Source organism: Streptomyces sp. NPDC050988, from assembly GCF_044456225.1.
Lineage (GTDB): Bacteria > Actinomycetota > Actinomycetes > Streptomycetales > Streptomycetaceae > Streptomyces.
The window spans coordinates 1-7,723 of record NZ_JBITFQ010000063.1; the positions used below are offsets into that span (position 1 = coordinate 1).

Here is a 7,723-nt window from a genome sequence, read left to right on the forward strand (position 1 = left end):
GGCCGGTGGACCCGACGGATCCCGGCCCGGGGGGGGGGGGGGGGGGGGCGGGGGGGGGGGGGGGCCCCCCCCCCGGGGGGGGGGGGGGGGGGGGGGGGGGGGGTGGGGGGGGGGGGGTGGCCGGGGGGGGGGGGGGGGAACCGGCCTGCGGCCTCGTCCTCAAACGCCGGACAGGCTGAAGGACCAGACGCCGGACCAGCTGAAAGATCAGGCACCAGGCCAGCCCAGCACCTCAAACACCAAGCCAGCCCAAGCCCCAAGCCCCAGCCCCGACCCCCAACCCCCAGCCCCAACCCCAGCCCCAACCCCAACTCCAACCCCCAGCCCCGCTAGAACATCTCCCCCAAAACCCGCGCCGCCCTCTCCACATCCCCGAACCCCACGTACAACGGGGTGAAACCGAAACGCAGTACGTCCGGTTCGCGGAAGTCGCCGACGACGCCCCTGCCGATCAGGCGGCGCATGACGTTGCCCGCGTCGGCGCAGCGCAGGGCCACCTGGCTGCCGCGTTCCGTGTGGGCGGTGGGAGTCACCGACTCCACGGCGCCCTCGGGGACGTATGACTCGACGCATTCCAGGAAGAAGTCCGTCAGGGCGAGGGACTTGGTGCGGACCGCGTCGATCGATACGTCGTCCCAGACCTCCAGTGCCGCCTCCAGGGCGAGCATGGAGAGGATGTCGGGGGTGCCGACGCGGCCGCGGAGGGCGCCCGGGGCCGGGGTGAAGTCCGGGGTCATGCCGAAGGGGTCGGCGTGGGAGTTCCAGCCCGGGAGGGGTGAGTCGAAGCGCGGCTGGAGGGCCTCGCGGACGTAGAGGTACGCGGGTGAACCCGGGCCGCCGTTCAGGTACTTGTAGGTGCAGCCGACCGCCAGGTCCACGCCGTGTTCGTCGAGGCCCACCGGCAGGGCGCCCGCGCTGTGGCACAGGTCCCAGATCGCGACCGCTCCCACCGCGTGGATCGATGACGTCAGGGACGGCAGGTCGTGCAGGCGGCCCGTGCGGTAGTCGACGTGGTTCAGCAGCACCGCCGCCGTACGCTCGCTCAGGGCGCCCGGCACCTCGTCCGGCGTCACCGGGCGCAGCGTGCAGCCCGTGAGGCGGGCGGCCGACGCCGCGATGTAGCCGTCCGTGGGGAACGTCGTCGCGTCCACCAGCACCTCGTCCCGGCCGCCCGGCCCCGGCCGACCAGCGTGCCCTTCGTCGTCACCCTTCTCGGCTGCCAGCCGTACCGCTCCCACAACCGCCTTGAAAACGTTGACACTTGTGGAGTCGCCGACGACGATCTGGCCGGGCGCCGCGCCCACCAGCGGAGCGATCCGGTCGCCGATCCGTTCCGGCGCGGTCCACCAGCCGCTCTCGTCCCAGGACCGGATCCGCAGCGAACCCCACTGCCGGCGTACGACGTCCTCGACGCGTCCGGGGACCGAGCGCGGCAGCGCGCCCAGGGAGTTCCCGTCCAGGTACACCGTGTCGTCGAGGACGAACTGGGCGCGCAGCCCGGCCAGTTCGTCCGTCGCGTCCAGTTTCTCGGCCTTCAGCCGCACCGCGGTCTCCGATGGCTCAGACATGGGACCGCGCCGTCCACAGCTCGGGGAACACGTTCTTCCGCGCCCGCTTCTCCAGCCAGGCCACCCCTGCGGAACCGCCCGTGCCGGTCTTCGACCCCATGGCGCGCCGGGTGGCCACCAGGTGGTCGTTGCGCCAGCGCCACACCAGCTCGGCGACATCGGTCAACGCCTCGCCGAGCCGGGCGAGTTCGGCACTCTCGTCGCCCGCGTACAGGTCGGTCCAGACCGTCTCGACCTCGGGCGACGGGTCGTAGCGGAGGGACACGTCACGGTCGACGACGGAGGACGGAATCGCGTGGCCGCGCCTCGCGAGCAGCCTCAACACCTCGTCGTACAGGCTCGGTTCGTGCAAGGCCTTCTCCAGCTCGGCGTGCACGCGGGGCGCTCCCCGGTGCGGCACGAGCATGGACGAGGACTTCTCGCCGAGCAGGAACTCCATGCGGCGGTACATCGCCGACTGGAAGCCGGAGCCCTCGCCGAGGGCGCTGCGGTACGAGTTGAACTGGGCCGGAGTGAGCTGGCCGAGGGGCTTCCAGGAGGCGTTCAGCGCCTCCAGTTCCCGTACCGACCGCTTCAGGGCCGCCACCGCGACCGGCACCCGGTCCTCGCGCAGCGCCTTCGCCGCGGTCTCCCACTCGTGGACGATGACGGTGAACCACAGCTCCATGACCTGGGTGGTCACCAGGAAGACCATCTCTCCGGGATCGTCGGAGAGGGTGTGCTGGAGGTGGGTGAGGACGTCCGCCTGGACGTAGTCCTCGTACGGGGTCGTGCCCTGGAAGTCGAGATGCGGGGTCTCGGGCTCCGAAGCCTCTTGGGGCTGAGCCTGGTGGGACATCGCTGTCTCCTGTTGTGTACTCCGGGTAGCGGTCCGCCCCTGCCGAATTCGACACGGTGGCCCCGGTCCCCACCGGCATCCTCCACAATCGTGCCCCGAATCCGCAAGGTCCGCCTGGTCACACCAGGCGGACCTGCACAAACGCGACCGTTGAGGGCCGGTCACGGGCCCTGCCGGCTCAGCCGAGGGTCTGGGCCGCCGCCGGGGAGGAGTCCTTCAGGAACTGCGAGCAGCGCTCGTACTCCTCCTGCTCGCCGATCGCCTGCGCGGCGCGGGCGAGGCCGTGCAGGGCGCGCAGGAAGCCGCGGTTCGGCTCGTGCTCCCAGGGCACCGGGCCGTGGCCCTTCCAGCCGTTGCGCCGCAGGGAGTCCAGACCGCGGTGGTAGCCGGTACGGGCGTACGCGTACGACTCGACGACGCTGCCGCGCTCGTACGCCTCGTCGGCCAGCTGGGCCCAGGCGAGCGAGGAGGTGGGGTACTTGGCGGCGACGTCGGCGGGCGGCGTGCCGTTCGCCAGGAGCTCGCGCGGCTCCGGGTCGTCGGGCAGGTGGGTCGGGGGCGGTCCCCCGAGGAGGTTCTCGTTGATGGCCATGGGTTCCAGTTTGCCTGGCCCTGACTCCCGCGCGCGCACCTCGGGCCCGCTTTACTCCCCCGGCGAACGCGCCGCCCACTCACCGCACCCACGTGAGGCGTACCCGCGCCCGGCCCGGCCCCTCCAGAAGCCACGCGACGGGCCCGTCCAAGCCGGACGCCACGCGCCCGGCCCATCCACTCCAGGCGCCCCGCGCCCGGCCCCTCCACGCCAGTCGATCCGCCCCAGTCGATCCACCCCAGCCGCTCCACTCCAGCCGCTCTACTCCGGCCGCTCTACTCCAGCCGTCCGCGCGACTGGTTCGGCTCCAGCGGCGGGGCCGTAACGCTGCCGTGGGTGAGACATTCCGGGCGCAGACAGCCCGGCGGAGGCTTCCGTACGGTCGCGTAGGCGATCACCGCGCCCACGACCAGGACGCCCGCGCACAGAGGCATCGCCCGCCGGAACGCGTCGTCGAAGGCGTCCGCCGACCGGTACGCCTCCTCGCTCATCCCGGCGAGCAGCGGCAGCGCGGCCACGGCGACGAGGCCGGCCGCGCGGGCCGCCGCGTTGTTGATGCCGCTGGCCAGGCCCGCCCGGCCGGTGTCCACGGAGGCGAGCACGGTCGCGGTGAGAGGCGCGACCAGCGTCACCATGCCGAGGCCGAGCACCAGGATGGCGGGCAGCACGTCGCGCACGTACGAGGCGTCGGTGCCCACCCGCAGCATCAGCAGCATCCCGGCCGCGCACAGCAGCGGGCCCACGGTGAGCGGGATGCGCGGGCCGATGCGCTGGGCGAGTTCGCCGGAGCGGGCCGACAGAAACAGCATCAGGACCGTCGTCGGCAACAGGGCCGTGCCGGCGCCCAGGGCCGAGTACCCGGCCACGACCTGGAGCTGGAGCGCGGAGAGGAAGAAGAAGCCGCTGAAGGCCGCGTACACGCACAAGGTGACGACGTTGATCGCCGTGAACTGGCGGGACGCGAAGATGTCGAGCGGCATCATCGGGTCGGCCCGCCGCCGCTCCACCATCACGAAGGCGACGCCCGCCGCGATCCCCGCGGCCGCCGTCACGGCGACGACGGGCCCCGATCCGGCGGGCGCCTCGATGAGGGCGTACGTCACCAGGGCCAGCGCCAGCGCGCCGAGGGCCGCGCCCAGCACGTCGAAGCCGCGCGCGTGGACCCGGTCGTCCTTCGACTCCGGTACGTGGCGCAGGGCGATCGGGGCGCAGAGCAGCGCGAGCGGGACGTTGAGGAGGAACACCCAGCGCCAGCCGGGGCCGTCCACCAGCCAGCCGCCCAGGAACGGGCCGACCGCCGCGCCGATACCGCCGAAGCCCGACCACAGTCCGACGGCCCGCGCCCGGTCGTCCGGGTGGAAGGACGCCTGGATCAGGGCGAGCGAACCGGGCGTGAGCAGCGCGCCGCCGATGCCCTGCAGCGCGCGGGCCGCGACGAGGACACCCGCGCTGGGCGCGAGCCCGCAGAGCAGCGACGCCGCCGCGAACCACACCACGCCGATGACGAACACCTTGCGGCGCCCGAAGCGGTCGCCGAGGGCTCCGCCCAGCAGGATCAGGCCGGCGAGGGTCAGCATGTACGCGTTGACGGTCCACTGGAGGCCCGCCAGGTCCGCGTCGAGATCGCGGCCGATCGTCGGCAGCGCGACGTTCACCACGGTCGAGTCCAGCATCGCCATGCTCGACCCGAGCACGGTGGTCAGCAGGATCCACTTCCCCGAGGGGCTGGACATCCTGACGGCCGGGGACTCCTTGGGCGGGGCAGCCATACACCGGAGCATACGGACATACGGCGGGGCCCGGCTCTCCGAAGGGAGAACCGGGCCCGAGCCGTACGAAACAGGGTTACTTGATCTTCGTGCCCGTGGAGCGCAGGTTGGCGCAGGCCTCCGTGACACGGGCGGCCATCGACGCCTCGGCGAGCTTGCCCCAGGTACGGGGGTCGTACGTCTTCTTGTTGCCGACCTCGCCGTCGACCTTCAGGACGCCGTCGTAGTTGCGGAACATGTGGTCCGCGACCGGGCGCGTGAACGCGTACTGCGTGTCCGTGTCCAGGTTCATCTTCACGACGCCGTTCTCCAGCGCGGTGGCGATCTCCTCGGCCGTGGAGCCGGAGCCGCCGTGGAAGACGAAGTCGAACGGGGACGGCTTGCCGTACTTGGCGCCGACGCCCTCGTTCAGCTCCTTCAGCAGCTCGGGGCGCAGGACGACGTTGCCCGGCTTGTAGACGCCGTGCACGTTGCCGAAGGACGCCGCCAGCAGGTAACGGCCCTTCTCGCCCAGGCCCAGGGCCTCGGCCGTACGGATGGCGTCGTCGACCGTCGTGTAGAGGGAGTCGTTGATCTCGTGCGAGACGCCGTCCTCCTCGCCGCCGGTCGGGGTGATCTCGACCTCAAGGATGATCTTCGCGGCGACGGCGCGGGCGAGCAGCTCCTGGCCGATGGCCAGGTTGTCGGCCAGGGTCTCCGCCGAGCCGTCCCACATGTGGGACTGGAACAGCGGGTTCTCGCCGCGGGCGACGCGCTCCTCGGAGACCGCGATCAGCGGGCGTACGTACCCGTCGAGCTTGTCCTTGGGGCAGTGGTCCGTGTGCAGGGCGACCGTGATGTCGTACTTCTTGGCGACGATGTGCGCGAACTCGGCCAGGGCGACCGAACCGGTCACCATGTCCTTGTTGTGCTGGCCGCCCAGGAACTCCGCACCACCGGTGGAGATCTGGATGATGCCGTCGCTCTCGGCCTCCGCGAAGCCGCGCAGCGCAGCGTGCAGGGTCTGGGACGAGGTGACGTTGATGGCCGGGTAGGCGAACTTGCCTGCCTTCGCCCGGTCGAGCATCTCGTTGTAGACCTCGGGGGTTGCGATCGGCATCTGTCCGCTCCTTGTTTATGTGCGGGTGGCGTTCTGCTGCTTACGGCCCTGACCTAGGGGGTGACGTCATCGTCGGCCCCATCTTTCCAGACTTGCCCGGATGCTCCGGCCCCCGTGCCCAGCCTGTGGACAACTCCCGGCGCGGGCTCGGACCGGGACTCTGACCGGGGAGGAGAGGGGGGATGGGACCGGGGCCCGGAACCGGGGTCAGTCCAGGCCCAGTTCGTCCTTCGAGTACGCGAAGAGGTACGGGACGCCCGCGCCTTCCTGGATCTTCTCGCCGGCACCGGTGGCGCGGTCGACGATGGTCGCGACGGCGACGACCTCGGCGCCGGCCTCGCGCACGGCCTCGACGGCGGTGAGCGGGGAGCCGCCGGTGGTGGAGGTGTCCTCGACGACGACCACGCGGCGGCCCGCGATCTCCGGGCCCTCCACGCGCCGCTGCATACCGTGCGCCTTGGCCGCCTTGCGCACGACGAAGGCGTCCAGGCGGCGGCCTCTCGCGGCGGCCGCGTGCAGCATGGCGCCGGCCACCGGGTCGGCGCCCATGGTGAGGCCGCCGACCGCGTCGAATTCGAGGTCCGCCGTCAGGTCGAGGAGCACCTGGCCGACCAGCGGGGCGGCCTCGCCGTCCAGGGTGACCCGCCGCAGGTCGACGTAGTAGTCCGCCTCCAGGCCCGAGGAGAGGGTCACCTTGCCGTGCACCACGGCCTTGTCCTTGATCTGCTGCAGCAGCTCGCCGCGTACGTCGTCACTCATGCGGGTCAGCTTAGAGGCGCCGCAGGGTCCGTCGCCCTGTCCGGACGTCCGTCGTCCGGTCGTCCGGTCAGAGGCGCCGCCAGGTCCAGGTGGTGGTGGCTTCGAGGGGATCGATGGGGGTGACCAGGCGGGGCAGGGTGTTGAGGCCGTTGGGCGGCCCGGTCTGCGGCTCCACGCAGACGGCGGCCTCCTGCTCGTCGTACACGACGACCCACTGCTCACGGCTCGCGACGTTCAGCTCCAGCTGCCCGGGCCAGGTGAGGGTGACGTCGACTCCGTCCGGCATCCCGAAGCAGTCGTCCCAGGGTCCGGGCTTCGGGTCGATACGGCGGCCGGTGGGCAGGTGGTCGTCGCCGCGCTCCTCCTGCCAGGCGGCGGTGAAGTCGACCTTCACGTCCTCGCCGCCGCCGAGGTTGCGGTTGAACCAGGGGTGCCAGCCGATCTGCGCCGGGAAGGAGTCTTCGTACGTCTCCACCGACATGGTCAGCGTCAGGGTGTCCGCGGTCAGGGCGACGACCTTGGTGACACGGCCGGTGTACGGCCAGGGGTCGACGAGGTCGTACGTGATCACGGCCTCGTTCTCGCTCCTGCGGGCCGTGTGCCAGGCGGCGTCCCGGGCGGTGCCGTGGATGGCGTGGGGTGGGGAGTTGAGGGGGAGCTGGTGGGGGGTGGCGCCGTTCAGGAAACGGCCGTCCCTGGTGCGGCCGCACCAGGGGACCATCGGGAAGCAGCCGAACTTCTTGCCCTGGCGGAGCAGTTCGACTCCGTCGACCTTCAGTCCGCCGATTCGTCCGCCGTTGCCGGGCTGGACGGTCACCTCCGCGTCGGCCGCGGTCAGCGTGATGTCTTCGTTACTCACGATGGAACCCTACGCGGCGCTCCGCGGGGTTGGGGGACTTGGGTCGTGGCTCGGCTGCGGGTGGGTGGGGGTTGGTCGCGCAGTTCCTCGCGCCCCTGGGTGGGTGGGGGGGCGATGTGGTGTGTCGGGTGCGAGTGCGTTGGGGCTGGTCGCGGGGGGGGCCCCCCCCCCCCAAAAAACGGGGGCGCCCCCCGCGTTTTTGTTTTGGGGGGGGGGGGGGGCGCGGCCCCCCCCCCCCC

7 protein-coding genes are annotated in these 7,723 nt (G+C 71.9%); all 7 read right to left on the minus strand.

Annotated features, from left to right (window positions below; genetic code table 11):
- Positions 1-329: 329 nt before the first annotated feature.
- The 7 genes from kynU to ACIBEI_RS49450 all read right to left on the minus strand — a co-directional run bounded on the left by kynU (position 330) and on the right by ACIBEI_RS49450 (position 7,484).
- Positions 330-1,568 (minus strand): kynureninase, encoded by a 1,239-nt coding sequence (gene kynU, locus ACIBEI_RS49420; protein ID WP_398898098.1) that lies wholly within the window; start codon positions 1,566-1,568, stop codon positions 330-332.
- The gene (locus ACIBEI_RS49425) at positions 1,561-2,406 is read right to left on the minus strand and encodes a tryptophan 2,3-dioxygenase family protein (protein ID WP_398898099.1); all 846 of its coding nucleotides are present in this window, start codon (positions 2,404-2,406) and stop codon (positions 1,561-1,563) included. The genes kynU and ACIBEI_RS49425 overlap by 8 nt, the downstream gene beginning before the upstream one ends.
- A gap of 178 nt (positions 2,407-2,584) precedes the next feature.
- Positions 2,585-2,998, minus strand: a complete 414-nt coding sequence (locus ACIBEI_RS49430; protein WP_307523418.1) for a DUF3151 domain-containing protein — start codon at positions 2,996-2,998, stop codon at positions 2,585-2,587.
- 275 nt (positions 2,999-3,273) lie between these two features.
- Positions 3,274-4,767 (minus strand): MFS transporter, encoded by a 1,494-nt coding sequence (locus ACIBEI_RS49435; RefSeq protein WP_398898100.1) that lies wholly within the window; start codon positions 4,765-4,767, stop codon positions 3,274-3,276.
- Between the two features lie 76 nt (positions 4,768-4,843).
- The gene (fbaA, locus tag ACIBEI_RS49440; protein ID WP_055618173.1) at positions 4,844-5,866 is read right to left on the minus strand and encodes a class II fructose-bisphosphate aldolase; all 1,023 of its coding nucleotides are present in this window, start codon (positions 5,864-5,866) and stop codon (positions 4,844-4,846) included.
- A gap of 207 nt (positions 5,867-6,073) precedes the next feature.
- Complete coding sequence (pyrE, locus tag ACIBEI_RS49445; RefSeq protein WP_398898102.1) at positions 6,074-6,625, minus strand: orotate phosphoribosyltransferase; 552 nt, start codon at positions 6,623-6,625, stop codon at positions 6,074-6,076.
- Between the two features lie 67 nt (positions 6,626-6,692).
- Positions 6,693-7,484, minus strand: coding sequence for an aldose 1-epimerase (locus ACIBEI_RS49450; protein WP_398898103.1), 792 nt, complete (start codon positions 7,482-7,484; stop codon positions 6,693-6,695).
- Positions 7,485-7,723: the final 239 nt, after the last annotated feature.